Source organism: Sorangium sp. So ce426, assembly GCF_051475585.1.
GTDB classification, from domain to species: domain Bacteria; phylum Myxococcota_A; class Polyangia; order Polyangiales; family Polyangiaceae; genus Sorangium; species Sorangium cellulosum_B.
This window is the reverse complement of record NZ_CP150341.1, coordinates 9,431,920-9,456,242: the sequence shown is the minus strand read 5'-3', so window position 1 is coordinate 9,456,242 and position 24,323 is coordinate 9,431,920. Positions and strand designations below refer to the sequence as shown.

The window sequence follows — 24,323 nt, the reverse complement described above, 5'->3', positions numbered from 1 at the left end:
GAGACGCATGGGGCCTCCGGGGCCAGCACGCGGCTCTGATGTCGCCGCGGTTCGCCCCATTCGACCGGCGGGCCCGCGACGTGGCGGAAGCGGCCGGGGTCAGGAGGCGGTCAGTGGAAGCACACCTCGAGCGAGGGGCGGTCGGTGAGAATGCCGTGCTCGCTCGAACGGTAGCTGGTGAGCGCCGTCAGGTCCTCCTCCAGGAGGAAACCGTGGTTCGGGTGCACGCCGTCGACCCACGCCTGGACGAGCGCGGTCAGGTCGACGGTCGTGACGCCGTACGACGTCCCGAGGAACGTCGCCTCGACGGCCGGCTCGAAGCTGTCGGCGAAGCTGCTCCAGGTCACCGTGGACTCCGCCCAGGAGGCGTTGATTCGGTGCACCCGGATCTCGCCCGCGCCGGAGCTGTAGAGCGCGGTGCTGAACGTGGCCGACGCGACGGTGGCCCCGTACGGGATGGAGTCGAGCTCGAAGCGGTACAGCGCGTTCTTCTCCGCGCCGTTGCTCAGGCCCGTGTGGACATAGGAAGAGCTGCCCTCGTTGTAGCTCGGGTACAGCGCCCAGATCGCCGTGTCCGCCACCTGGCCGAAGGTGCCCCGCTGGATCGTCACGCAGGGGTCGCATGCGTCGCCGGCGCCGTCACCGTCGCTGTCGGCCTGGCCGGGGTTCGGGGCGGCCGCGCAGTTGTCGCAGGCGTCTCCGACGCCATCACCGTCGCTGTCGGCCTGGCTGGGGTTCGGCGTGGCCGCGCAGTTGTCGCAGGCGTCGCCCGCACGGTCACCGTCGCTGTCGGCCTGGCTGGGGCTCGGCGTGGCCGCGCAGTTGTCGCAGGCGTCGCCCCGGCCGTCGCCATCGGCGTCGGCCTGGTCGTAGTTCCGCGTGGCCATGCAGTTGTCCGCTCCGTCGCAAACCCCATCATAGTCGTAGTCGTACCACCCTGGGCCTCTGCATTCGTCGCAGAAATCGCCGTACCCGTCGCCGTCGCTGTCGTCCTGCCTGGGGTTGGGGAGGCCCGGGCAGTTGTCCACCGAGTCGCAGGCCCAGTCGGCGTCGAAGTCGGTGTCCCCGGACGCGTAGCAGGGGTCGCACGCGTCGCCGAGGCCGTTCGGGTCGTAGTCTTCCTGGCCGGGGTTCGGCGTGTCCACGCAGTTGTCGCAGGCGTCGCCCACGCCGTCGCCGTCTGCGTCGCGCTGATCCGGGTTGTAGGCGTAGTCGCAGTTGTCCGCCCCTTCGCAGAGCCCATCCCAGTCGAAGTCGTCCGATCCTGGGCCTGCGCAGTACTCGCATGCGTCGCCGAGCCCGTCACCGTCGCTGTCTTCCTGGCCGGAGTTCGGCGCGGCCGCGCAGTTGTCGCAGGCGTTGCCGAACCCGTCGCCGTCGACGTCGCTTTGGTCCGGGTTGGCGGTCGCGATGCAGTTGTCCGCCCCATCGCAGAGGCCATCACCGTCGCTGTCGGCGTCGCCTTGGTCCGGGTTGACGGTCGCGATGCAGTTGTCCGCCCCATCGCAGAGGCCATCACCGTCGCTGTCGTCCGACCCCGGGCCCACGCAGCGATCGCAGGCATCACCAATCCCGTCGCCGTCGGCGTCGCTCTGGTCCGGGTTGTAGGCGACAAAGCAGTTGTCGCACCCCGAGCCCGCTCCCGCCGCGACGCCGTCGCCATCTCGGTCCCCGCTCCCCATGACGGGGGTGTAGGACACGGAGCCGTCGCAACTATTCCGGTCGCCGCAGCTCACGCCGGTGCGGGTCGGGTTGGCGTCGAACAGACACGCTGACGCCGCCCCCTCGTCCGACGCGACGTCGACGCGCACGTAGCCCCACGAAACGAGCTTATCACCGACCAACGCGACCTGGAAGTCGTTACAGCTCGCGGGGTTGTAGAGCTCGAGCAATGCCGGATCGGTGATGCTCACCCGGAGCGGCGAGGCGTTGCACTTGCAGCCGTTCGAGCTTGGCACGGTGTCGAGCAGCGTGCCGTTCATGTACAGCGCGAAGCTGCTCTTCGCGCCGCAATCGGCGTGGCCGATGGTGTACGTGATCGCGGTGGTGGCCGCGTGCGCCGCATCGGGCAGCAGCGCGAAGCCGAACAACAAGCCAAGCGTACGGAATAGCAAAAAGCCGATTTTGCCTGGAAGGCGCATCGTTCCTCCTCGGTTTCGGGGCGCTCGCACCGGAGTGCACGGGGCAGGGAGCACATCCGATCTGCCCGGAGACCCGCCGGGCCGCGCTGCGCCCGTCGCGCTGCACGGTCCAGAGCTCGTCGCTTCCCCCCTAGATGCGACAGCGCTTGCCAAAATTCACCGTCCGGTGAGGATCGCCGCGGCGGGGTCGCTGGAGGCTCGAGCGCCACCGTCATGACGATGGCGGCCTCGACTCCTTCCGCTGCCGCGCGCGGACAGACGACGGTGTCGCCCCGGTCTCGCGCCGAAACGCGCGCTGAAACGCCTGCACCGTGGCGAACCCGACGGCATGGACGATCTGCTGGTTCGACAGCGTCGTCTCGTGGAGCAGGCGGCGCGCGTGCTGGGTGCGCCGCGTCGCCCGGTACGTCGGTCGCCCACGCTGCTCACCGGCCTCACGCTGTGCTTCATCGGCGGCCGGCGGGCCTCGCCAGGCACAACGATCGAGCGCCGATGGGCCTGTGGTACGCTACGGTCAGGCCCTTGTGTCGAAGCGCAGCGTACAACCGGAGGCCCGCGGCACCCGTGTGATCGAGGTGGCAGGCGGTCCGCGGCTCGTCGTCCCCCGCGGCCGCCTCACGGCCGTGGACGGGCCGAGCGCGGGCCACACGATCGCCGTCGAGGCTGCTCCGGTGGTCGTCGGCGCGGGCGATGACGTCGATTTCACGCTCGCGGATCCTGCGGTGAGCGCGCGCCACCTCGAGATCGCTGCCACGCCCCTCGGCTTCCGCTTGCGCGATCTCGGGAGCACGAACGGGACGTTCGTCGACGGCCGGCGCACCGGCGAAGTCTGGATCGACGAGGCCACGGAGATCCGCGCCGGAGAGACGCGCCTTTCCTTCACCCTCGAGGAGGGGGCGCGGGAGCTCCCGCTCTCGCGTGCCATGAACTTCGGCGCTCTCCTCGGCCACAGCCCGCCGATGCGCGCCGCCTTCGCGATCCTCGAGGGCGCGGCCCGCAGCGACGCGACGGTGCTCGTGCTCGGCGATTCGGGCACGGGCAAGGAGCTCGCCGCGCGCGCCATCCACGAGCGTTCTCCGCGGCGCGATGGGCCGTTCGTGATCCTCGACTGCGGCGCGGCCAGCCCGACGCTGCTGGAGGCGCAGCTCTTCGGCCACGCGCGCGGGGCGTTCACCGGCGCCACCGAGGCCCGTGAGGGCCTCTTCGAGGCGGCGCACGGCGGCACGCTCGTCCTCGACGAGATCGGCGAGCTCCCGCTCGAGCTCCAGCCGAAGCTGCTCCGCGCGCTCGAGGGGCGCACCGTCTGCCGCCTCGGCGAGCCGAGGCCGCGGCACATCGACGTCCGGTACATCGCCTGCACGCACCGGCTCCTCGAGGCCGAGGTCCGCGCCGGGCGCTTCCGGCAAGATCTCTATTTCCGGCTCTCTGTCGTGACGGTCCGCCTCCCGCCGCTCCGAGAGCGAAAGGAAGAGATCCCGCGGCTCGTCAGCCACTTCCTCGGCAAGCTCGCGCCGGGCGCCCCGATCGATCTGCCCAGGGCCATGCTCGAGCTGCTCGCGAGCCACACATGGCCGGGCAACGTGCGCGAGCTGCGCAACGTCGTCGAGCGGTTCCTGACGCTCCCAGGGGTCCCGGCGGCGTCGTTGCTCGGCACCTCGAGCGGGGCTCCGGGCGGCGCCGAGCTCGGCGGCCTGCCGATCCCCGTCGGCGAGCCGTTCCACGAGGCGAAGCGCACATGGACCGAGCGCTTCGAGCAAGCTTACCTCGAGCACCTCCTCGCGCGGGCGCAGGGCAATGTCTCCGAGGCCGCGCGGCTCGCCGGGCTCTCCCGCCAGTCGTGTTATCGGCTGATGCAGAAGCATGGCCTCCGGGTCGAGTGAGCCGGCCGCCGAGGGCGACCTCCATGTCCCCGCCGCCCCCGGCTGGCTCGTCGTGCGCCGCATCGCCGTGGGCGGGATGGCCGAGGTGTTCCTCGTGCGCGGCGAGCGGGCCCCCCGCGCGGTGCTGAAGCGGATGCTGCCGCAGCACCGGGGCGATCCCGAGCTCGTCCGCGCCTTCGTGCACGAGGCAGAGCTCGGGCGCGCGCTCGCGACGCCGGTCCATCCGGCCCTCGTCCGTACGCTGGAGCACGGCGAGGACGCGATGGGCGGATGGATCGTCCTCGAGCACGTCGAAGGGGCAACGCTCGCCGAGATCCTCGCCGCCGCCCGCCGCGCCGGGGAGGCCGTGCCGCTCGGCGTCGCGCTGCATGTCACCGCGACGCTCCTCGACGTGCTCGCGTTCGTGCACGGCGCCACGGACGCCTCGGGCCGCCCGCTCGGGATCGTGCACCGCGACGTCACGCCGGAGAACCTCCTCGTCTCGCGCGGTGGGGCCGTCAAGCTCGGCGACTTCGGCATCGCGCGCTCGCGCCTCCGGGACGCGCGCACGCGGACCGGTGTCATCAAGGGCAAGCTCGCGTATCTCGCGCCCGAGCAGGTGACCGGATCGAGCGTGGACGCGCGCGCGGATCTGTATGCCGCTGGGATCCTCCTCTGGGAGCTCGTGACCGGCCGGCCCTGGCTCGACGCAGCCGACGAGCTCTCGCTGCTGCGCGCAGCGGAGGATCCGCCGCGCCGGTCGCCCTCGTCGCTCGGCGGCGACCCGCGCCTCGACCCTGTGCTCGCCCGCGCGCTGGCGCGCTTCCCCGAGGAGCGATTCCCAACCGCCGCCGCCTTCCGCGGCGCGCTCGCCCCGCTGCTCGAGACCGAGCTCCGGGGCGACGAGCGGGCCTGGCTGGCCCGCGGCGCGCAGGCCCTTGCCCTGCCCGGACCGGCGCCCTGCGCGCCCGACCCTGCCCCGGCGCCGCCGCCGGAGCCGCCGCGCGCCGCGCCCTCCTCCGAGACGGGGCAGCCCCGCGCCGGGAGCCCGCAGCCCGCCCGCGCGGCGTGGTCCGCCGTCGCCGCGCTCGCCGCGACGCTGCTCGCCGGCGCGCTGGCTGGAGAGCGCATGCTGCGCGCAGGCGGAGCGGCGTCGCGTGCGATCCCGATGCGGGTCGCGCCGGTCGCGACGGCGGCGAGCGGAGGCACGGCCGCCGAGGTCCCGTCCGCGCCCGCGGCAGGGACCGCTCCGGTCGCCACGGCGGCGAGCGGGGGCAGCGTTGCCGGCGTCCCGTCTGCGCCCGCGGCCGGGGAGGTCGCGGCGAAAGCGTCCTTTCCGAGCGCGTCATGGCCCCTCGGCGGCGTCCCGCCGGCCCGAGGGGCAGCCGCCTCCGCGCCTTCCGGCGGCGCCTCCGCGCCGTCTGCCGCCGACGGTGGCTTGCCCGCCCGCGCTGAAGCCGGCGAAGCCCTCGCTGCGCCACCGGCCAGGCTGGAGGGCACGCCGGTCGACGAGCGCGCGGCCGCGCTGCGCGCTCGGCTCGACGCCGCCCGCGCCTCGCTCGCGAAGCGCGGGATCGAGGCCGCGGACCTCCCTCCCGGCCTGCGCGCCGCCGCGGCGCGCGCCGAGGCTGCCCTCGCCGAGGGGGACGTCGCCGCGGCGGCCTCCGAGGTCGACACGTTCGTCGCGACCACCGCCGGGCTGCGGCTCGACCAGGAGATCCTGCGCCGAAAGCTCGATCGGGTGGGGGCCCTGCTTCGCGCCGCGCGCGCGCGCGGCGCCGACACGCGCGCCGCCGAGGGCCGCGCCGCCGCGGCGCTGCAGTCGTTCCTCGACAGGCGCTACGAGGCGACGAACGCCGAGCTCGACGCCCTCCTCGCGGAGCTCGCGCGATGAGGGTGCGCCGTCAGCGGCAGAGCCCGCTCGTGGCGTCGCAGCGGTGCTCCGGAGCGCACGGCGAGAAGAGCGCGTCGGCGCGACAGTCGTCGACGCACAGGGCGCGCAGCCGATCGCACACGCGCCCTCCCGGGCACGGCACGGGGCAGTCTCTGGGGAGGCAGACCCCGCCGACGCACGCGGCGCCCAGGGGACACGCGTAGTCCAGCGCGCACGGGGGCTCGGTCGGCTCCATCGGGGGCGGCTCGCAGGACAGGGAGAAGTCGCCGAGATACCCCTGCGCGCCCGCTTCTGCCGCGACCTGATCGAGCGGCTGCCCTGCCAGATCGCGTACCGCGCTGGCGATGGCGACGCGATACGCGAGCCCGCCGACCCCCACGAGCCTCGGCGTGGCGACGTTTGCGACGAGCCCTGACGGATCCATGGCCACCGAGATCGGCCCTGGATCTGGCGTGATCGCGACGGCGCCCGGCGCGCGCAGGCTCGCCTCGTCGATGGGGCGCGAGAAGGAGATGACGAGCGAAGGCACGGCACATCGGAGCGCGACGCCTCCATCGTCGGGCAAGACGCGCTCGACGCGAGGCGGCCTCACCTCCGGCCGCAGGTTGAAGGGCACCGTCATCCTCGGCGGCGGCGCCGCGAGGCGCGCCCCCATCAGCTCGCCGCGCGCGACGAAGCTGCCCGGCGCCGGGCTCGCCTGCAGGCCGAGCACCCGGATAGTGAGCGAGACGTCGGGTAGACCGCCCTGCTCGATGCGGATGATCGGGAGCCGCTCCCGCTCGATCGAGAGGGTGAATACGAGCTCGAGCGCCGCATCCACGTCGGCGTTCTTCACCTGCACGCCGCCCTGCGACCGCTCCTCGCCCGGGGCGTAAAGGCCCTCCTCGGCGTCGACGACGAGCACGGCCTGCTGGACGTGCGCGAGGAGCTGCTCGGTCGTGTTCACGTTCGGATCGGGCACGAGCATCAGGTCGAGCGCGGGCGGCTCCGCGCACCCTGCCGCGCCGAGCGCGAGCCCGGCGGCGCCGAGCGCGAGCGCGCGCCGGGGGGCGGGAGAGGCTCCCCTCGCGGCGTCCTGCCCAGGCTCGCGCGCCGGAGGATCGCGCCGGCGCCGGCTCATGGCGGGGTGAGCACCACGTCGGGGTCGCCCTCGCCGCTGCTCAGCGCGACGCCGATCCCGGCCGCGGCGCCGGCCGTCGCCGCGGCGGCTACGCCGACCCAGAGCCACGGCTCCTCGTACCAGGCGCGGCGCGGCCCCGGCGGGAGGGGCGCCCAGGGCTTGGCGAGCCGCTCGCCCAGCCGCTCGATCGCGGCGCGGACCCGCGCCGGATCCGCGTCGTGCACGACCTCCTGCATGAGCTGCTCCCTCATCTGAGTCTCCACGTCGACGATCGCGCCGCGCACGAGCACGGTCGCGCCGAGCCCCGCGAGCTCGGTCCGGACGATCTTCGAGGCGCCGAGCGCGCGGGCCGCCTCCCGCACGCACGCGGCGTCGTCGGCGCAGCCGGGGCTGCGCGACAGCCGCGCCGAGAGCAGCGAGACCCGCGCGCCCCCGCGCCGCGCGAGCGCAGACGCCATCGCGCTGTCGCCGTCGACGCCCTCGACGCTCGCCTCGGTGGCCCATGCGGCGGGCATGAGCGCGACGTGGACGCCGGGCCGCGGCGTGCGGGGCGCCTCGCCGGTCGCCCCGGCGCACCCCGCGACGAGCGCTGGAGCGCCGGCGAGCAGCGCGATCAGCGCGAGCTCACGTCCGGAGGGCACGCCGGGAAAACCCAGCTGCAGGAGTCCCCGTCCGTCGGCGTGCATGCAGGGTAGATGCGGGTTCCGTCCGGGCATGTCCAGTATTCCGCGGGCGGCGGCTCACCACACGCGTCGACGCCGCAGACGTCGCTCACGTCCGGAGGGCACGCCGGGAAAACCCAGCTGCAGGAGTCCCCGTCCGTCGGCGTGCATGCAGGGTAGATGCGGGTTCCGTCCGGGCATGTCCAGTATTCCGCGGGCGGCGGCTCACCACACGCGTCGACGCCGCAGACGGGCTGCCGGCACTCGCGGACTTCCCAGCCGCAGGTGCCATCCGGGTGAGGGATGCACCGGCCCGTGTTCCCGCCGATCGAGCCGTCGGCGCACTCCCAGGACGGCGTCCCGAGCGCGGGCCCGCACGCGTCGACATCGCACGTGAGGGCGCCGTCCGCGCACCTGACGAACGTGGTGTCCGAGCCCGCGCCGTAGAGCGGAGCGCAGTCGTCGCGCAGGAGACAGGCGGCTTCGTCGAGCCCATCGCACGCGATCCACGATGGGGTTGGGCCTGTCGCGGAGCCGCCGTTGACAGAGGTGCAGTTCACCATCGCAGCGAGCGCGGTGAGCGAGAGGAATGCGGTGGCGAGTCGATTTCTCATGATCGTGTTCTCCTCGTCCTTTTAGGGTTGCTGGTCCCTGTACGCTTTACGCTTTGCCTTGTAGCAATGGCCATTCCACCCCTTCCGACGCGCATTCCTCGGGCGATCGCGCCGCTGGATCCGGCGCCGATCGTCACGCGCCGTTGACACCTGTCCACCGCCCGTGACAGGGGGCCCGTTGCGGCGTGCGCGAACAGGGGCTCCCGGACGGGCCATGTCCACTTCTCCACCATGGATGGCAACTGCACTGGTGTCGGGATCGGGCTCGACCTCGGTCAAGTCACGGTCTCGGAGGCGACGCTCTCTCGTTCCAGCACGCTCTCCCAGCGTCCACGCGGCGAGGAGCGGCGTGACGAAGATCTGCGTGAGCAGCGCCCCGCCGGCCCTCCTGGACAAGCCCCGGCGCTCCTGCGCAGCGCCTCGGCCGTCCTGCGCAGCGCCGCCGGCCGTCCTGCGCAGCCCATTGGCTCTCCTGGACAAGCCCGGGCGCCCTTCTGCGCAGCGCCGCCGGCCGTCCTGCGCAGCCCATTGGCCCTCCTGGACAAGCCCCGGCGCCCTCCTGCGCAGCGCCGCCGGCCGTCCTGCGCAGCCCATTGGCCCTCCTGGACAAGCCCCGGCGCGCTCCTGCGCGGCCCCGGTGGGTCTCCTGCGCAGCCCCGCAGGCCCTCCTGCGCGGCCTGGGCGCTCTCCTGTGCACCCACGTTGGTGTCCTGCATTGCACTTGTCCTCGTCCTGAGGGGCCCTGGCGCCCCTCCTGCGCGCCCACGTTGGTGTCCTTCGTCACCATCGTCTGGCTCCTGCGCAGGCCCGATGGGTCTCCTGTGCAGCCCCGGCGTCGTCTCGCGCGCCACTCGTGGTTGCAGCGCGCTTCTTTTTCTTTCGCTCACCTCTTCCGGGCCCGCTGCCCGCGGCGCCGGGGCTCCCCGCGCCGTAGGGCCGGCCCGCCGCCCCCTCGATTCGATGCGCGGCACACCGCCTCTCCCCGCCCCCCGCCCGAGCGCTTCTTCGCGGCGCGACCGACTCGCGCTCTCCTCTGGCCAAACCCTTGTTCGCCGATACCCTCGTCGATCCTCCGGCCCCTCATTCCGAGGGGCGCTGGCCCCGACAAGGAGGCGTATCTTTGCCATGGCGAAGGCGTCCACCACCACGTCGTCCAGGACCTACGAGGCCGCAACGAGGCGCGCGTCGCGCGAGACACGGGGCGCGCCTCGCTCCTCGTCTTCGAGAACGACCCCCGCATCACCTTTCCGCCAGCCGCCCATGCGAGCTCGCATCTTCGCCGTGCGCGCGGCTCGCGACCCCGCACGTGCTCGCAGCTTGCCGCGCCGCCCCCCCGCTGATAGCTCGCTGGGCGCAATCAGGAAGCGAGGGGACGTATGAGCGAATACCGAACAATCGCGGCGGCGCCGGTGCTGGTGGCGGCGTTCCGGGATCAGATCTTCGGCGTCGACCCGGCCACCGGGCGCGTGCTCTGGGAGTACAAGCAGGCCGGGGTCGGTTTCTCTTCCACGGCGCTCCTGATCACGCCTGCGGCGATCTACGCGGCGAGCTTCAGCCACGTCGCCTGTCTGCATTACCCGACGGGCGAGCTGCTCTGGGAGGTGAAGGCCGCCACGCAGGGCCGCGCCACGCTCCTCCTGGAGGGAGACCGGCTCTTCGTCGCCAAGCAGGGCGAGGTGGAGTGTTTCTCGCTCACCGGCAAGAGCCTCTGGCACAACCAGTTCAAGAGCAAGGGGATGGGCCCGGTCGCCCTGGGCGTGCCGGACAATGTGGCGCAGCCGGACGACAAGGACTGACGCCCCCCCGGCGCTACGCCGCCCGCGCCTCCCAGTCGATCCGGTACGCGTGCACGCGCGCCTGCGCCGCCGCGCCGAGCCGCAGGAACAGCGGCAGCGCCCGGTCGCGGAACCACTCGGCCACCGGACCGGCGAGCGCCTTGCGGCTGCCGTGCCGCCGCGCCTGGCGGACGATCGCCTCGACGCGCGGCCGCCGCCTGAGACACCGCGCGATCCCCGGCGTCCGTCGAACAACGGCATTGTCCGGGGGCATCGGCCGGGGCATCATCCGCCCCCGGACACCCTCCGGCCGCGTGGGCGCCCCCTGCGCTCCATGCGAGCGCGGGGCCGTGCCCGGACGGGGATCTCCGGCCGATCCGCTCATGATCAGGCTCCTCTTCCGCCGCAGGATCGCCGAAGGCTACCGCAGGGAGCTCCTGCGCGTCTGGACCCCGTTCCTGCTCGTCGGCCTCACCGCCCTCGTCGCGACGTACCTGCTGTTCGTCGAGCCCCCGCCTCCCCGCCGGCTGACGATCGCCACCGGCCAGCCCACGGGCCGCTATCACGCCTTCGCCGAGCGGTACCGCGCGTACCTGGCCGGGTTCGACATCGCGCTCGAGATCCGCGAGACGGCGGGCTCGGCCGAGAACGTCGCGCTCCTGCTCGATCCGGCGAGCGGGGTCTCGGTCGCCTTCGTGCAGGGCGGCGCCATGCCGCCCGACGCGCGCGACCGCCTGAGCAGCCTCGCCAGCGTTTACCGCGAGCCGCTCTGGATCTTCCACCGCGGCGACCGGCCCTACGACCGCCTCACGGATCTGGCGGGCAAGCGGCTCTCGATCGGCCCCGAGGGGAGCGGCACGCGCGTGGTCGCGCAGCGGCTGCTCGCGGACAGCGGCGTCACCGCGGCCGGTCAGGCCGCGGCCGGCGCGCCCTTCGAGGGGCTGCCGGACCGGCAGGCGGCCGAGGCGCTCCAGGCCGGCCGCATCGACGCGGCCTTCTTCATCGTCGGCCCCGGCTCCGAGCAGGTGCAGCAGCTGATCCGCGCCGATGGCGTGCGCCTCATGACGCTGCGCCAGCACCAGAGCTACGCGCGCCGCTACCCCTATCTGACGAGCGTCGTGCTCAGCGAGGGGCTGCTCGACCTCGAGCGCAACATCCCGCCCGCGCCGAGCCCGTTGCTCGCCCCGCCGGCCGCGCTGGTCGCCAACGCGACGCTCCACCCCGCGCTGGTCCCGCTCCTGATCGAGGCGGCGCGCGCCGCGCACGAGCCGGGCAACCTCCTCGACGCGCCCGGCGAGTTCCCGTCCGCGCGGTTCGTGGAGGCGCCGCTCCGCCCCGAGGCGCGGCGTTACCTCGAGGAGGGGCCCTCGCTCCTGCAGCGCGTCCTGCCGTTCTGGCCTGCGTCGATGGTGAGCCGGCTGAAGCTCATGCTGCTGCCGCTGGCGACGGTGATCTTCTCCATCTTCAAGATCGCGCAGCCCCTGTACAACTGGCGGATCAGCGCGCGGATCTACCGCCATTACGAGATCTTGCGCCGCGCGCAGCGGGAGCTCGCCGGCCCGCCGGATCCGGCGCGGCGCGCGGAGATGATCGCGACGCTCCGTCAGCTGGAGGAGAAGCTCGCCACCGTATCGGTCCCGCTCGGGGCGATGGCGGCTCTCTACCAGCTTTACCTGCACCTCGGGTACGTGCGCCGGCGCCTCGAGGGCGAACAGCCCTCGCTACCGCCGCCGCCGCCGCCGCCCGTCGCGTGATGTGTGACGCGTCACGCCGACGTTCCTGCGCGGTGATTCAGCCGTGCGCGGCGCGCAGCTTCGCGCGGACAGCCGACGGTGTCGCCCCGGTCTCTCGCCGAAACGCGCGCTGAAACGCCTGCACCGTGGCGAACCCGACCGCGTGGGCGATCTGCTGGTTCGACAGCGCCGTCTCGCGGAGCAGGCGGCGCGCGTGCTCGGTGCGCAGCGTCGCCCGGTACGCCATGGGCGGCGCGCCGGTGGCCTCGAGGAACCGCCGGGCGAGCGTGGCGCGCGAGACGCCCACCGTTCGCGCCAGGGTGTCGACGTCCCAGGCGCGCGCCGGGTCGTGCACGAGCTCGGCGATCGCGCGGGCGACGACGGCGTCCTGCGTGGCGCCGAGCGCGGCGAGCTTCGCGGGCTCGCGGTCGGCGAGCAGCCGCACGAGCTCGATGAGGATGAGCTCGAGCCAGCGACAGCGAGCCAGCCCCGCTCCCGGGCGCGCCTCGCGCAGCTCGCTCCGGAGGCGCGCCAGCGCGCCGGCAAACGAGGGCCGCGCCTCGATGGCCCGCGCGCCGGCGTGGATCCCCGTCGGCAGGACCTGCAGCAAGGGGGCGAGCGCGTCGTGCTCGAACCGGAACACGCCGCACAGCGCACGCGCCGTGGCGGCGCCGCGGCCGAGCACGCGCTCGCCGTCCTCCTCTCGCGCGACCTCGAGCCACCGGTCGAGGAGCACGGGCTTCGCCCTCGCGTCGCCGTGGTCGACGCGGTGCCCCACGTTCGGTAAAGGGGTTGAAGCCGCACGCAAACAGCGAGAAGTTGAGACGCCAAAAGACGCCAAGAGACACCAAAAGACGCCAAATTTTATTCTTTCTTGGCGTCTCCTGGCGCCTCTTGGCGTCTTTTGGCGTCTCATTTCTCTGGTTTCCAAGCTGATCGGTGCGCTAGGAGCGCCGATGGCGGACGCGTCCTCTGCGCCTCGCGGGCGAGTCCGGCCGCGCCCCATCGTCGTCCTCGTCCTCGTCCTCGTCTGCGTCAGCCGACTCGCGCTGCTTGGGCTGCTTGCGGATCACCTTCGTCCCGGCGATCATGTCGTGCAGGCAGCGGCGATCGCCCCGGAAGATAAAAAGAGCATCGATGATGGCGACAAGCCCAGCCAGCTGCCTCAGGCCCGGCACGTAGCCGAGCAGCCCGACCAGCCAGGTGCGCAGGAGGACCCCGTCGGCGAAGCCAGGCAGGCTGCCATTCTTCTTCACGATCTGGATGCCCGTCAGCCGCTTGCCGATGGACTGACCGCTGGTGCAGATAAGATAGGCCTGCACCGCCATGAGCGAGATCCATGCCGCTGTCGAGACGAGCTGCGCGGGGCTCGTGCCGAACATCCAGTACGGCGAGATCTCTTTGCCCTGCTTTGCCTGCTGCAGGAGGCCGCTGCTCGCAGCCTCCACGAGCGCCGGGAGAATCGCAATCATGGCGAGCACGCCGTCCACCATCGCGGATGCGAATCGCGTGCTTCGATTCGCCAGCTGCTCTGTGACCTCCGCCTCTCCTCCCGCTCGGATATCGGCGCTCGCGGTGGGAGGAGCGTAGGGATTGAGCGCCCTTCCGGGGACGTTCCTGCTGGCCATAGAGCATGGGAGCACGCGCCAGACGCGCATGTCAACTCCGCGCGGCGCGAGCCATACGTGCGGAGCAGGGGCACCGATCACGTTGACCTGGCGTGAATAAGCCGTCTCGGACGTCCCAATTCGTGTCCGCTGCTTGGCGTCCGCGGCGCGCTTGGCGGTCCGAAATTCTGCTCGTGTCAGGTGGGGTCAACGCGTCTGTCGCTCTGGCTGCTTGATTCGTCCCCAGGAGTCGTCCGGCACCAGCATCGTCTCGCGGCCAGCGTCCCGCCGCTCAGGGCGACCGCTTCCGCGGCCGCGGGATGCCGTACTCGTCGATTCGGTTGATCAGCGTGCGCAGCGAGACGCCGAGGAGCTTGGCGGCGCGCGTCTGGTTGCCCGCGGACCGCTCGAGGGCCTCGACGACGCGCTGCCGGTCGGCGGCCTTCATCTCGAGCCGGAGCCTCGCCAGGGCGTCACCGCTCGGCGGCGGCGCGTCGGCCGGCGGCAGCCCGGCGCCGCTGGGCGGAGGCGGCGGCAGCGCGGCGCGGCCCGACGGGGGGGCGTCGCCGCTCGACGGGGGCGCGGCGCCGGCGGGCGGCAACGCGGCGCCGCTCGGCGGCAACGCGGCGCCGCTCGGCGGCAATGGCGGCGGCGGCGGCATGGTGCCGCTCGGCCGCGACGCGGCGCCGCTCGACGGGGGCGTGGCGCCGTTCATCAGGTGCGGCGGCAGATCGGCGGGCAGGACCGACTCCCCCGCGCACAGGACCGCCGCGCGCTCGATCACGTTGCGCAGCTCGCGCACGTTCCCCGGCCAGGCGTACGCCTCGAGGGCGGCGAGCGCCTCCGGCGAGATGCGCGGCGCGCCGCGCTGGTCGAGCTGCCGGCACGCCTCCTCGAGGAACCTGCCGGCGAGCGGGCCGATCTCGGCGACCCGCTCGCGGAGCGGCGGGACGACGAGGGAGATGCCGTTCAGCCGGAAGTAGAGGTCCTGGCGGAAGGCGCCGCGCGCGATCTCCGCCTCGATATCGCGGTTGGTCGCCGCCACGAAGCGGAGATCGAGCCGGCGGGGGGTGCGGCCCCCGATGCGGAGCACCTTCCGGTCCTCGAGGACGCGGAGCAGCTTCGCCTGGAAGGCCAGGGGCAGCTCGCCGATCTCGTCGAGGAACAGCGTGCCGCCGTGGGCCGCCTCGAGCAGGCCGGGGCGCGCGTGGCTGGCGCCCGTGAAGGCGCTCTTCTCGTGGCCGAAGAGCTCGCCCTCGAGGAGCGACGGCGGCAGCGCGGCGCAGTTCAGCTCGACGTAAGGCCCGCTCGACCGCGGCGAACGCGCGTGGAGCGTCCGGGCGAGCACCTCCTTGCCCACCCCCGTCTCGCCCAGGATGAGCACGCTGATGGGGCTCCGCGCGGCGCGGGCGGCCTGCTCGTAGAGCGCCAGCATCGCCGGGGCCAGCAGCACGATGTCCGCGGGCGGCTTTCCGCGGTCGGGCTCCTCGGCCGCCCCCGCGGGCGCGCGGCCGACGACGACGGTCGTCGCGCCGAGGTTGAAGCGCTCGCCGACGCCGATCTCGGCGCTCTCCCGCGAGAGGCGCCGCAGGCGGTGCGTGCGCGCCGTCAGGGCGCGGGCCTGCGGCTCGCCGACGAAGGTGCCGTTGGCGCTCCCGAGGTCCTCGATCCGGAGCGGCGGGCCGACGTGGAGGGCCGCGTGCCGGCGCGACACCGAGCGATCGTCGATCCGCACGTCGCACCCCTCGTCGCGCCCGAGGACGACGCGGCCGTGGGGCGGCAGCGGGGCGAAGGTGATCGCGCTGCCGGCCACGATCGCGAGCCGGAGCGTCGTCGCGCAGGAGCCCCGCACATCGCTGCCGGGAAAGCCTTCGTCCACGAGCACATCCTACGCGGCGCCGCGCGCCGCCGTGCGCTGGTTTGGCGTTGATCTGCACGAAGATTTGCACGAATCGTGCAAGACCGTGCAGAGCGCCGGGACCGCGCGGGCGATCGCGCGGCCGATCGTGCAGGCGGGTGCACGATCGGCGCACCGGTGCGCCGGCGCTCTCGCGCGGCGGCGCCGCGAATCGCTGGGTCCGCTGCCCGGCACGCCTCCTGCTGTCCAGGAATTCGGGCGCTCGCGAGCGTCGATGGCGACCCCGGCGACGGCGCGCGAAAGCGCGCACGAGCGGGCTCTGCAGCGGCGCGACCCGGCCCCCCACGGATCACGGATCAGGAGCGAGCATGTGCACCGAGCATGGATTTTTTAATCGCAGGCGCCTTCTCCAGGGGCTGGGCCATACGGCGGCGGTGGCCGCGTTGGCGCCGGCGGTCCTGTCGGCCAGGGTGGCTGAGGCGCACGTCCAGACGACGTACGAGCAGCTCGTCCCTGGGCTGCCCGAGCGCGTCGGCCTGTGCTCGGAGCGCCTCGAGGACGTCTTTGCGCGCATCCAGCGACGGGTGACCGACGGCCTGTTCCCGGGCGCGGTCGCCCTGGTGGCGCGGCGGGGGAGGATCGTCGGGCACCGGGCGTTCGGCTCCCGGGTCCGCGGCGCGGACGAGCCGATGACGCTCGACACGCTGTTCGATCTGCTCTCCATCACCAAGGTCCTCGCGACGTCGACGTCGGCGGTGATCCTCGTGGAGGACGGCGTGCTTCGGCTGAACGATCGGGTGGCCGATTTCATCCCGGAGTTCGCGGCCAACGGCAAGCAGGCCATCACGGTGCGCGACATGCTCCGGTACACGGCCGGCTTGCCGCTGGACACCCCGTTCCTGGACGACCCGGACGCCGAGAGCGTCTGGCAGCGCATGGCGGAGGCGCCGCTCGAGTACGTCCCTGGCGCGCAGGTGCTCTACAGCGATCTCACCTACCGCCTCCTCGGGCGGGTGATCGAGGTCGCCTCGGGCATGGATCTCGACGCCTTCGCGAAGGCGCGCATCTGGGGCCCGCTCGGCATGAGCGACACGACCTTCAACCCGTCGGCGGCGCTCATCTCGCGGACCGCGGCCACGGGCTACTCCGAGCTCCGGGGGAGGGAGCTGCGCGGGGAGGTGCAGGACGAGCAGGATCACGCGCTCGGCGGGATCGTCGGCTGTGACGGCGTCTTCTCGACGGCGCGGGACATCGCGGTGTTCTGCCAGATGATCCTGAACGGCGGCAGGTACGGCGGCGCCCGCGTCCTGAGCCGCCAGGCCGCCGCCGCGATGGTGAGCAACCAGACGCCCCACGTGAAGGCGTCGGAGACCGACGTATCGCCGATAACGAACCTGCTGATGACGCCCAAGGGCTATGGCTGGGAGCTCGCGACCCACCGCTTCTCCAACGGCGGGTCGCGCCTCTCGAGCGGCTCTTACGGCAAGGCGGGCGGCACCGGGTGCTTCCTGTGGATCGATCGCCGCCGCGAGCTGATCGGGGTGATCTTGACGAACCACGGCCTGCCGACGCCGTTCGACGAGATCGGCTGGAACCGGATGCTCGACGCGGTCGGGAACGGGGAGTTCTTCGACGGGATCGTCAACGCCGTCATCGACGACTGATCCCGGCGCCGGTCGGTACGGGGGGCGCCGTCACACGGTGATGACGATCTTCCCGCGCGCTCTCCCCTCGCCGAAGTAGCGGAACGCGTCGGGGACCTCGTCGAGCCGAAAACAGCGATCGATGACGGGGCTCAGCTTGCCCGCCTGGAACAGCTCCCCCAGGGCGGCGAGGTCGTGGTTCGCCTTCGCTGCCAGGAGGCGCATCTTCTTTTGCTCGCTCCTCGATATCCACGGCCCGACGAGCAAGAGCTGAAAGATTCGACCGATGGAGCCCCCGAGCATCACGTAGGTCCCCCCTCGGTTCAGCGCGCGCGCGTAATCGAACATCGAGCGGTGCGCCGCGGCGTCGAGGATCAGATCGTAGGTCTTCCCGCCGGCCGTGAAGTCCTCTCTCGTGTAGTCGATGACCTCGGCCGCGCCGGCCGAGCGCATCGTCTCCAGCTTCTCCGTCCGGTCCACGCCGGTGACCTCGGCGCCGAGCGACGTGGCGATCTGGATGGCGAAGGTGCCGACGCCGCCGCCTGCGCCGTTGATCAAGACCTTCTGCGCGGGCCGGAGCCCTCCCTCGTCGCGGAGCCCCTGGAGGGCCATCGCGCCTGCCTGAGGGAGGGCCGCGGCTTGCTCGAACGTCATCCCGGCCGGCTTGGGCGCCAGCGCGCTCTCGCGGGCGCGCGCGTACTCGGCGAAGCCGCCCCAGCCACACTGGCAGAGATCCCCGAACACCTCGTCGCCGGGCCGGAGCCGGGTCACGTTCTTGCCGACCGCCTCCACCCGACCCGCGATGTCCGCGCCCGGGACCTGGTGCCTGGGCCTGAGCAGCCCCCAGAAGCGAAACAGCACCGGCGTCCCGGTCACGAGATCCCAGTCCCACGAGTTCACGGAGGCCGCGTGGACCCTCACGAGGACGTCGTCGTCGCCGAGCTCGGGTTTCGGGATCTCCTCGAGCCGCAGGACGTCGGGTGAGCCGTATCGGTCGTAGACAATCGCCTTCATCTCGTCTCCGCGGCGTCCCCGCGGCCCCTCAGGCTCACCCGAGCGCCGCGCGGCGCGGCCTCACTTGCCGCAGCCGACGCGCTCGGAGTGGAGCGCGAGGTCGTCGTACCACATCGTCTTGGCTCCGCCGTGGTACTTCTCGAACCCGAACTTGAAGAGCTTGTAGTCGTACGGGCCCCAGTCCGTGACGTGCAGCGCGTTGACCTCGGCGCCGTCCACGAACACGCTCACCGAGCGGCCCGGCCCGTCGTAGTGGAACTCGAGGCAGTACCAGGTGTTCGCGACGAGCTTCACGCCGCCGCTGCACATGTACATTCCGCCGTTCGAGAGCATCTCCTTGTCGTCGCTCCTGCGGTTCAGCTCGAGCTGACACTGGTGCTCGCCGATGCGGATCTGCTCCCCGTTGTTGGGATCCCCGTTGCCTTCCGCGGCCGCGACATACGTGTTGTGGCCCATCTGGATGTCGGTGGCGCTCTTGAGGTAGATCCTGCCCCAGAAGTTGCTCGGCACGGCCACGCCGAGCATCTGGCTGAAGTCCGTGCCCGTGACCTTGACGGAGCGCGTGCCGCTGTGACCGGTGCTGTCCAGCGTCACGAACTCGCCCATCCTCTCGCGCAGGTACTCCGGGAAGAACTGGACCTCGGAGGGCAGCGAGCCGCCCTCGAAGTCGGAGCAGAAGATGCTGCACCCGCCGGGATCCGTGCCGCCGGTCGCCGCCGTGCTGGTCGTCGTGTCGCCGGCCCCGGTGCTCGTGGCGGTCGTGGTGACGTCGCCTGAGCCGCTGCTCGTGGCGCTGCTGCTGGCGGCGCCGCCCGAGCCGTTGCTCGTCGTCGCGCTGCCGCTGCCGCTCGTGGCGCCGCCGCCGCTCGTGGCGCCGCCGCTTGTCGCGCCGGGGCCGGCGGAGGTGCTCCCGGGGCCCGGGCCCGCGGCGTCGTCGCTCGACCCGCCGGCGCCGCCGGCCCCGGAGCTGGATTCGCCGCCGCACGCGGCCACGGACGCGAGCGTGTACATGGCAAAGAAGGCAAAGGAACGAGCCGAGAAGGACATACGGGGAGATCTCCTCAAGAAACGGGCGCAGAACGGCCCAAGCGATGCGCGCGATTCTATCAGTGAACGCCGCGCGTGTCAGGCAGAACCGGAGGAGTGCGCCGAGGCCAGCTCAGGCCTGCCGGAGCCCCATGGCGCGCGCGACTCCATCCCGGTACGAAAGCCAGGCCGCGTGCGCCGCGGCCACCGCCGACGCGACAGCGTCCGCCGTCGGGCCCTCGTCCGGCGCGTGCCCCAGCACCATCTCCCACGCGTCCCGCCGGTGCCCTCCTTCGACCGCTCGGTGCGCCCTCGCGAGGCGCATGCGCTCGGGCGGACACCCGTAGTGCCGCACCATCGGGTGCGCGCGCAGCGCCTCCTCGATCGGCGGCGCCTCGCGCTGCCCGAGGAGCTCCGCGCGCTCGTGCACGCTGCCCTCCACGAAGATCGTCAGCACCGCCGCGCCCACGACCCACGGCGGCGCCGCGCTCGCGCGGTCGAGCAGCGCCCGGTAGGCGTGGGCCTCGGGCTCGAGCGGGATCGACTCGTCCTCGATGGCCGCGCGCGGGATGCCCAGGCCGTCGATCATCTCCAGGAAGAGCGCCGGGTGCGACACGCCCAGCGAGAGCTTGCCCGTCTGCTCTTCGAAGAGGTTCTCGGCGAGGGCGCTGCGCACCGCGGCCGGCGGCGACTGGCCGAGCACGCGCGCGAGCAGCACCGGGAAGTCGCGCACGTAGACCCGGAATTCGTGCCTGAAGTGAACCGCGAGCTGGTCTCGCGTGAGGCCGGGGCCGGTGAGGTGCGCCCAGGCCCAGTGGTTCTTGCGGTCCATGATCGCGAGCAGGCGTTCCTGAAGACGACGCGTCATGCGGCAGCTCCTCGGCAAGGGGTGAGCCTTGGTTGTACAGCACCGACGGCGTCTGCCCAGCGCCGTCGTCGCAGGTCGCGCGGAGGGCGGCGCGCCGCCAGGGCGGGGCGGGGAGGGGAGGGGAGGGAGAGATCGAGAGCCTGGCGCGCTCGTGCGCCGTCCTTGTCACAGATCGCCGGCTCCGGCCGATGACGCGCCATGAGCTCACGTTCCTGGGGATTCGTCGCCGCGGTCACCCTCCTGGCCTGTGGCTCGCAAGGGCCTGCTCCGCGCGAGAGCCGCCACGCGTCGGCCGCTGGGCCTGGACGCGCGGAGTCGCCCGCGCCGCTCCCCGCGCCCGCGCCTGAGCCTGCTCCGGCGCCTCCTGCCGAGCCCGCCATCGCACCCGCGTCCGCCGATTCGATCGTTGCCCGCGCGCGCCTCGAGGTCGCCCGTGGCGTCACCTACGATCCCGCGTGGGTCGCGATCGGCTACCCCAACGGCGATCCGGCCCCCGATCGCGGCGTCTGCACCGATGTCGTCGTCCGCGCCGTGCGCGCCGCGGGCGTCGATCTCCAGGAGAAGATCCACCAAGACATCCTCGCGCGCCGGGCGGTTTACACGACGGTCGAGCGTCCCGATCGCAACATCGATCATCGCCGCGTCGGTCCGATGCTTACCTACCTGCGCGCCCACGCCACGTCGCTCCCCAGGACGTTCGACAAGGCCGCGATGAGCACCTGGGAGCCTGGCGATATCGTGGTCTGGGCCCTCAAGCCGTGCCCTTCGTGCGCGCCGGATCACGTGGGCATCGTCAGCGATCGCAAGGGGCCGCGCGGCCTCCCGCTCGTCCTCCACAACATCGGGCCGACGCCGAGCGAGGATGATGTGCTCGACGCCTGGACCGTGCTCGGCCACTTCCGGATCCGCGGGGCGGCGACGCGGGAGGGGGTCGAGCAAGCTCGTCTCGGCTCCGGCCCGTGAGCGGTGCACGGCGGGCCGAACCTGGGTTGGCTAGCTCAACATGGGGTCGGGTCGCTCCGCCGTTGTGTACGCCTGTGCCGGATGCGTTGGCTTCTCCGGGTACAGCTGCCGCATCTTTCCGCCCGCTACTAGCCTTGTTAAGTAGTGGATCCGGAGCGTATCCGCCGTTCGTCCCGCGAGGTCTGCTAGTTCTTCCAGGGTCAGTGATCGTCCACGGCAGAGTTCAAGCAGTACGGCCTCCATCTGGGAAGGCTCGACGCGCCGCTTCGTACGTATTGGCATGGCAATTTTCTGTAGGTCCTGGAATTCAGTGGCGCTACGTTCGGAGCTCGTGGCGCTATGTACGGAGCTGGCGTCGCTATGTACAGAGCTAGCGTCGCTATGTACGGAGCTGGCTTTGCGGAGCGATCCGAACCTGGGTCCGGTCGCCCCGCCCAACCTGGGTCGGGTCACCTGACACATCGAGCCTCGTCCCTGCCGACGATCCCGAGGCGTGAGTTCACGTTGTTATCGGTGAAGGGGGGCGGATTCGATGGATTGCCGCTCGAGGGCTTCGCTCCGTACCCCCGGCGAGGCATCCTCACCTGGAGCAACAGCGATTGTCCGTGCGGCGTGACGCTGCCTGACGGGAGTATCGTTGGGCGGGCGCGCCATGGATCGGGGCATGGCAGCGGCCGCCGTCCGCCATGGCGCCGCCACCCCCTGAGGTGGATCTCTCCTCGCGTTTTCCCGTCGTTTCGTGTCGGCACGGGGTGTGCTCGAGACCGAGCGTCATGCCGACGCTCGAGCACAACGCCCTCGTCGAGATGTTCCGTGAGCACCCCGAGCTCGCGCCCCACTGGCTCGCGACGCTCTTCCGCCTCGAGGTGCCGCCACACACCTCGGTCGGAGTCGTCGAATCGTCGCTCGACCAGCTCCTCCCGGTGGAGTTCCGCGCTGATCTGGTGCTCGAGCTTCGAGACGCGAGCGGCGCGCTCGCGCTGGCGATCGTCATCGAGGTCCAGCGCGACATGGATCCGGACAAGAAGTTCTCGTGGCCGACGTACGTCACGGTCGTGCGTGCCAGGAAGCGCTGCGGCACGGTCGTCCTCGTGATCGCACCGGACGCCGGCGTGGCCGCCTGGGCGGCGGAGGACATCGACCTCGGCCTGGGCCTCGGCCACGTCCAGCCGCTGGTGCTCGGTCCGGCCGTCGTCCCCGAGATCACCGACCCGGCCGAGGCGGAGAAGGACGCCGAGCTGGCCGTGCTCTCGGCGGTGGCGCACGGCAATGGGCCGAGCGGGCTCACCGTGGTCAAGGCCGCGCTCGTTGCGCTTGGGCGGCTCGACCAGGAGCACGCGATGGTCTACTTTCAGGTCATCTGGAGCGGGTTGCGTGAGCCCATGCGGCGGGCTCTGGAGGCGTTGGTCATGGAACGGCAGATCGAAGACGAGGCGAGGTTTCCGTTCGTGCGGGAGCTGATGGATCGCATCAAGCTCGCGAGCCTACGTGAGGGCGAGCTCAAGGGCAAGCTCGAGGGCAAGAGGGACACGCTGCTGCGGCTGCTGGCGCGTGCAGACATCGCGCTCACCGAGAGCGAGAGCGCTCGCATCCAGGCGTGTACGGACATTGCGACCCTCGACCGCTGGATTGATAACGTCCTCGGGGCGAAGACTGCCACCGAAGTGCTCTCCTGACCGTTGACGGATGCGGCCCAAACAAGGCGATGCGTCCGACGGGCTCTGCACGCTGACGATTGCCAGGCTGTGAGGGGCCTATCGTACCGGGCGCGGCTCTCCTCGATGGGATGGCGCACCCGCGAGGTCATGCCCGTTCGGGTCGGGTCGCCCCGGGTCGGGTCGACTCGGGTCGGCGCGATCATTTTCGCCGTCCCCCGTATCCTTCCGGCCGCGCCGTTCGTCGGTGGGCCATGACGACGACAACCCCGACCGAACGACGCCTCTACGTCTCCATGATCACGTCCCTCGACGGCTACATCGAGGGCCCGGGCCGCGAGCTCGACTGGTTCCAGGACGGCAACCCGCAGTTCGAGCGGTACTGCGACGAGATGATCGACTCCGTCGGCCTCGCGGTCTACGGGCGCACCTCCTACGAGCTCATGCTCCAGTACTGGCCCGACGCCGAGGCCCACCCGCGCTCGCCCCAGGACCTCGCGTTCGCGCGCAAGATGAACGCCCTGCCCAAGGTGGTGCTGTCCCGGACCCTGACGCACGCCGCGTGGGCCAACACCCGCGTGGCCCGGGATCCCGAGGAGATCGCCGCGCTCAAGCGGCAGCCCGGCAAGCCGATCGTCGCCTGGGCCGGCGCCGCGCTCGTGTCGACGCTGATCGAGCACCGCCTCGTCGACGAATTCCGCCTGATCGTGCACCCCGTGGTGCTCGGCGGCGGTACGCCGCTGTTCGCGCGCCGCGACACGCGCCTTTCGCTGCGGCAGATCCGGACCCAGAACCTGGGCGGCGGGCTGTCGGTCCTGTGCTACGAGCCGGTCTGGTCATGAGCGACGAGCCGCGCGACCTCGGCGAGCTGAGCAATGACGTGAAGGCGTCATGGCAGCGGTTCCTCGACGTGTTCGAGCCGCTCCGGCCCGAGCTGTACCGCTACTGCCGCTACCTGACCCGGAGCCCGTGGGACGCCGAGGACCTGGTGCAGGACACCATGGCCCGCGGCTTCGTCACGCTCGGCACCCTGTTCCACGAGCTGCCCAACCCGCGCGCGTGGCTGTTCCGGGTGGCGTCGAACCTCTGGATCGACCGCGCCCGGCGGCAGCGGCTCGAGCGCGACGCGCTCGGCGAGCCCGCGGCAGCACACCCAGCGCCAGGGCACGCGCCCGACGAGCGGGCGTCGCGCGAGGCCGCCGGCACCCTCGTCGCGCACCTGTCGCCCCAGGAGCGCGCGGCGGTGGTGCTCAAGGACGTGTTCGATTTCTCGCTCGAAGAGGTCGCCGCGTCGCTCTCGACCTCGGTCGGCGCCGTCAAGGCGGCGCTGCACCGCGGCCGCGGCAAGCTCGTGGCGCCCGAGGCCGACGAGCCCCGGGCGCCCGCGCCGGGTGTGCTCGACGCCTTCTGCGCCGCCTTCAACGCCCGCGACCTGCCGGCCCTGACGTCGCTGCTCCTCGACAGCTCGATCACCGAGATCGTCGGCGTGGTGACCGAGTACGGACGCGAGCCCCCGGCCGATCCGCGCACCGGGTCGTTCGTCGGCAGCCTCTCGCCGATCACGACCACCGACGCCGGCGGGGTCGATGCCCGTCACCTGGTCGGCTACCTCGGCGGCCCGCCGCGCTGCGAGGTGCGCGCGCACCGCGGCGAGCTCTTGCTGCTCTTCTGGTTCGATCACGACACAGGACCGGCGGTGCGCACCGTCTGGACCGTCGAGACCGACGGCGAGCACCTCGCCCGCATCCGCAACTACTTCTTCACCCCCGATGTGATCGCCGAGATCTGCCGCGAGCTCGACGTGCCTTTCCGCACGAACGGCTACCGCTACTGGATCCACGGTTAGCGACCTCGCCGTAACGTGCTGGAGATCGCCCCGACAAAGGGCGCA

Annotated in this window: 20 protein-coding genes and 1 pseudogene; 9 read left to right on the top strand and 12 right to left on the bottom strand. The window is 72.2% G+C overall.

The genetic code is table 11. From position 1 onward, the window contains the following. Window positions 1-110: 110 nt before the first annotated feature. A complete protein-coding gene (locus tag WMF44_RS35400) occupies window positions 111-2,093 on the bottom strand; it encodes a thrombospondin type 3 repeat-containing protein (protein WP_437294453.1) in 1,983 nt (660 codons plus the stop codon). A gap of 259 nt (window positions 2,094-2,352) precedes the next feature. Next, window positions 2,353-2,538, bottom strand: a pseudogene (locus tag WMF44_RS35395) (helix-turn-helix domain-containing protein); the annotation flags it as partial. 127 nt (window positions 2,539-2,665) lie between these two features. Between WMF44_RS35395 and WMF44_RS35390 the strand changes: the two are divergent. Beyond that, window positions 2,666-4,021 carry a sigma 54-interacting transcriptional regulator gene (locus tag WMF44_RS35390; protein WP_437294452.1) on the top strand — a complete coding sequence of 452 codons (1,356 nt, stop codon included), beginning with the start codon at window positions 2,666-2,668 and terminating at the stop codon, window positions 4,019-4,021. After that, window positions 4,002-5,894 carry a serine/threonine-protein kinase gene (locus tag WMF44_RS35385; RefSeq protein WP_437294451.1) on the top strand — a complete coding sequence of 631 codons (1,893 nt, stop codon included), beginning with the start codon at window positions 4,002-4,004 and terminating at the stop codon, window positions 5,892-5,894. The genes WMF44_RS35390 and WMF44_RS35385 overlap by 20 nt, the downstream gene beginning before the upstream one ends. A gap of 10 nt (window positions 5,895-5,904) precedes the next feature. On the opposite strand, the gene WMF44_RS35380 is transcribed toward WMF44_RS35385, so the two are convergent. The 3 genes from WMF44_RS35380 to WMF44_RS35370 are packed head-to-tail and all read right to left on the bottom strand — an operon-like array spanning window position 5,905 to window position 8,290. Next, the gene (locus tag WMF44_RS35380; protein ID WP_437294450.1) at window positions 5,905-7,014 is read right to left on the bottom strand and encodes an Ig-like domain-containing protein; all 1,110 of its coding nucleotides are present in this window, start codon (window positions 7,012-7,014) and stop codon (window positions 5,905-5,907) included. Then, complete coding sequence (locus WMF44_RS35375) at window positions 7,011-7,655, bottom strand: hypothetical protein (protein WP_437294449.1); 645 nt, start codon at window positions 7,653-7,655, stop codon at window positions 7,011-7,013. The genes WMF44_RS35380 and WMF44_RS35375 overlap by 4 nt, the downstream gene beginning before the upstream one ends. Beyond that, window positions 7,628-8,290: a hypothetical protein gene (locus tag WMF44_RS35370; RefSeq protein ID WP_437294448.1), complete on the bottom strand. Its 663-nt coding sequence runs from the start codon at window positions 8,288-8,290 to the stop codon at window positions 7,628-7,630. Before WMF44_RS35370 ends, WMF44_RS35375 begins: the two co-directional genes overlap by 28 nt. A 1,376-nt stretch (window positions 8,291-9,666) precedes the next feature. On the opposite strand from WMF44_RS35370, the gene WMF44_RS35365 reads away from it, so the two are divergent. Continuing rightward, window positions 9,667-10,086, top strand: coding sequence for an outer membrane protein assembly factor BamB family protein (locus WMF44_RS35365; protein ID WP_437294447.1), 420 nt, complete (start codon window positions 9,667-9,669; stop codon window positions 10,084-10,086). A 13-nt stretch (window positions 10,087-10,099) separates the two neighbouring features. On the opposite strand, the gene WMF44_RS35360 is transcribed toward WMF44_RS35365, so the two are convergent. After that, entirely contained in the window at window positions 10,100-10,339 is a 240-nt protein-coding gene (locus tag WMF44_RS35360; RefSeq protein ID WP_044966436.1) for a hypothetical protein, read from the bottom strand. Window positions 10,340-10,448: 109 nt separating this feature from the next. On the opposite strand from WMF44_RS35360, the gene WMF44_RS35355 reads away from it, so the two are divergent. After that, a complete protein-coding gene (locus WMF44_RS35355) occupies window positions 10,449-11,819 on the top strand; it encodes a TAXI family TRAP transporter solute-binding subunit (protein WP_437294446.1) in 1,371 nt (456 codons plus the stop codon). Between the two features lie 37 nt (window positions 11,820-11,856). Here the strand turns inward: WMF44_RS35355 and WMF44_RS35350 are convergent, their stop codons facing one another. The 3 genes from WMF44_RS35350 to WMF44_RS35340 form a co-directional block, all read right to left on the bottom strand. Further along, window positions 11,857-12,576, bottom strand: coding sequence for a helix-turn-helix domain-containing protein (locus WMF44_RS35350; protein WP_437294445.1), 720 nt, complete (start codon window positions 12,574-12,576; stop codon window positions 11,857-11,859). A 166-nt stretch (window positions 12,577-12,742) separates the two neighbouring features. Next, window positions 12,743-13,426, bottom strand: coding sequence for an RDD family protein (locus tag WMF44_RS35345; RefSeq protein WP_437301653.1), 684 nt, complete (start codon window positions 13,424-13,426; stop codon window positions 12,743-12,745). A 271-nt stretch (window positions 13,427-13,697) separates the two neighbouring features. Continuing rightward, the gene (locus tag WMF44_RS35340; RefSeq protein ID WP_437294444.1) at window positions 13,698-15,284 is read right to left on the bottom strand and encodes a sigma 54-interacting transcriptional regulator; all 1,587 of its coding nucleotides are present in this window, start codon (window positions 15,282-15,284) and stop codon (window positions 13,698-13,700) included. A 413-nt stretch (window positions 15,285-15,697) separates the two neighbouring features. Here WMF44_RS35340 and WMF44_RS35335 point away from each other — a divergent pair, with 413 nt between their 5' ends. Next, window positions 15,698-16,927 (top strand): serine hydrolase domain-containing protein, encoded by a 1,230-nt coding sequence (locus tag WMF44_RS35335; RefSeq protein ID WP_437294443.1) that lies wholly within the window; start codon window positions 15,698-15,700, stop codon window positions 16,925-16,927. A gap of 30 nt (window positions 16,928-16,957) precedes the next feature. Here the strand turns inward: WMF44_RS35335 and WMF44_RS35330 are convergent, their stop codons facing one another. From WMF44_RS35330 to WMF44_RS35320, 3 genes are all read right to left on the bottom strand, one after another. Then, window positions 16,958-17,920 (bottom strand): NAD(P)-dependent alcohol dehydrogenase, encoded by a 963-nt coding sequence (locus tag WMF44_RS35330; RefSeq protein WP_437294442.1) that lies wholly within the window; start codon window positions 17,918-17,920, stop codon window positions 16,958-16,960. A gap of 60 nt (window positions 17,921-17,980) precedes the next feature. Next, window positions 17,981-18,967 (bottom strand): hypothetical protein, encoded by a 987-nt coding sequence (locus WMF44_RS35325; protein ID WP_437294441.1) that lies wholly within the window; start codon window positions 18,965-18,967, stop codon window positions 17,981-17,983. A 112-nt stretch (window positions 18,968-19,079) separates the two neighbouring features. After that, window positions 19,080-19,814, bottom strand: a complete 735-nt coding sequence (locus WMF44_RS35320) for an iron-containing redox enzyme family protein (protein ID WP_437294440.1) — start codon at window positions 19,812-19,814, stop codon at window positions 19,080-19,082. 198 nt (window positions 19,815-20,012) lie between these two features. On the opposite strand from WMF44_RS35320, the gene WMF44_RS35315 reads away from it, so the two are divergent. From WMF44_RS35315 to WMF44_RS35300, 4 genes are all read left to right on the top strand, one after another. Further along, a complete protein-coding gene (locus WMF44_RS35315; RefSeq protein ID WP_437294439.1) occupies window positions 20,013-20,777 on the top strand; it encodes a DUF1287 domain-containing protein in 765 nt (254 codons plus the stop codon). A 773-nt stretch (window positions 20,778-21,550) separates the two neighbouring features. Then, window positions 21,551-22,453 carry a hypothetical protein gene (locus WMF44_RS35310; RefSeq protein ID WP_437294438.1) on the top strand — a complete coding sequence of 301 codons (903 nt, stop codon included), beginning with the start codon at window positions 21,551-21,553 and terminating at the stop codon, window positions 22,451-22,453. 233 nt (window positions 22,454-22,686) lie between these two features. Continuing rightward, a complete protein-coding gene (locus WMF44_RS35305) occupies window positions 22,687-23,274 on the top strand; it encodes a dihydrofolate reductase family protein (protein WP_437294437.1) in 588 nt (195 codons plus the stop codon). Next, window positions 23,271-24,278: an RNA polymerase sigma factor gene (locus tag WMF44_RS35300; RefSeq protein WP_437294436.1), complete on the top strand. Its 1,008-nt coding sequence runs from the start codon at window positions 23,271-23,273 to the stop codon at window positions 24,276-24,278. The genes WMF44_RS35305 and WMF44_RS35300 overlap by 4 nt, the downstream gene beginning before the upstream one ends. Window positions 24,279-24,323 lie beyond the last annotated feature (45 nt).

Coding starts and splice junctions, on each gene's coding strand:
- WMF44_RS35385 (WP_437294451.1), top strand. CDS start 4,002: ATGGCCTCCGGGTCGAGTGAGCCGGCCGCCGAGGGCGACCTCCATGTC.
- WMF44_RS35380 (WP_437294450.1), bottom strand. CDS start 7,014: ATGAGCCGGCGCCGGCGCGATCCTCCGGCGCGCGAGCCTGGGCAGGAC.
- WMF44_RS35370 (WP_437294448.1), bottom strand. CDS start 8,290: ATGAGAAATCGACTCGCCACCGCATTCCTCTCGCTCACCGCGCTCGCT.
- WMF44_RS35365 (WP_437294447.1), top strand. CDS start 9,667: ATGAGCGAATACCGAACAATCGCGGCGGCGCCGGTGCTGGTGGCGGCG.
- WMF44_RS35360 (WP_044966436.1), bottom strand. CDS start 10,339: ATGCCCCCGGACAATGCCGTTGTTCGACGGACGCCGGGGATCGCGCGG.
- WMF44_RS35355 (WP_437294446.1), top strand. CDS start 10,449: ATGATCAGGCTCCTCTTCCGCCGCAGGATCGCCGAAGGCTACCGCAGG.
- WMF44_RS35345 (WP_437301653.1), bottom strand. CDS start 13,426: ATGGCCAGCAGGAACGTCCCCGGAAGGGCGCTCAATCCCTACGCTCCT.
- WMF44_RS35330 (WP_437294442.1), bottom strand. CDS start 17,920: ATGAAGGCGATTGTCTACGACCGATACGGCTCACCCGACGTCCTGCGG.
- WMF44_RS35325 (WP_437294441.1), bottom strand. CDS start 18,967: ATGTCCTTCTCGGCTCGTTCCTTTGCCTTCTTTGCCATGTACACGCTC.
- WMF44_RS35320 (WP_437294440.1), bottom strand. CDS start 19,814: ATGACGCGTCGTCTTCAGGAACGCCTGCTCGCGATCATGGACCGCAAG.
- WMF44_RS35315 (WP_437294439.1), top strand. CDS start 20,013: ATGAGCTCACGTTCCTGGGGATTCGTCGCCGCGGTCACCCTCCTGGCC.
- WMF44_RS35310 (WP_437294438.1), top strand. CDS start 21,551: ATGCCGACGCTCGAGCACAACGCCCTCGTCGAGATGTTCCGTGAGCAC.
- WMF44_RS35305 (WP_437294437.1), top strand. CDS start 22,687: ATGACGACGACAACCCCGACCGAACGACGCCTCTACGTCTCCATGATC.
- WMF44_RS35300 (WP_437294436.1), top strand. CDS start 23,271: ATGAGCGACGAGCCGCGCGACCTCGGCGAGCTGAGCAATGACGTGAAG.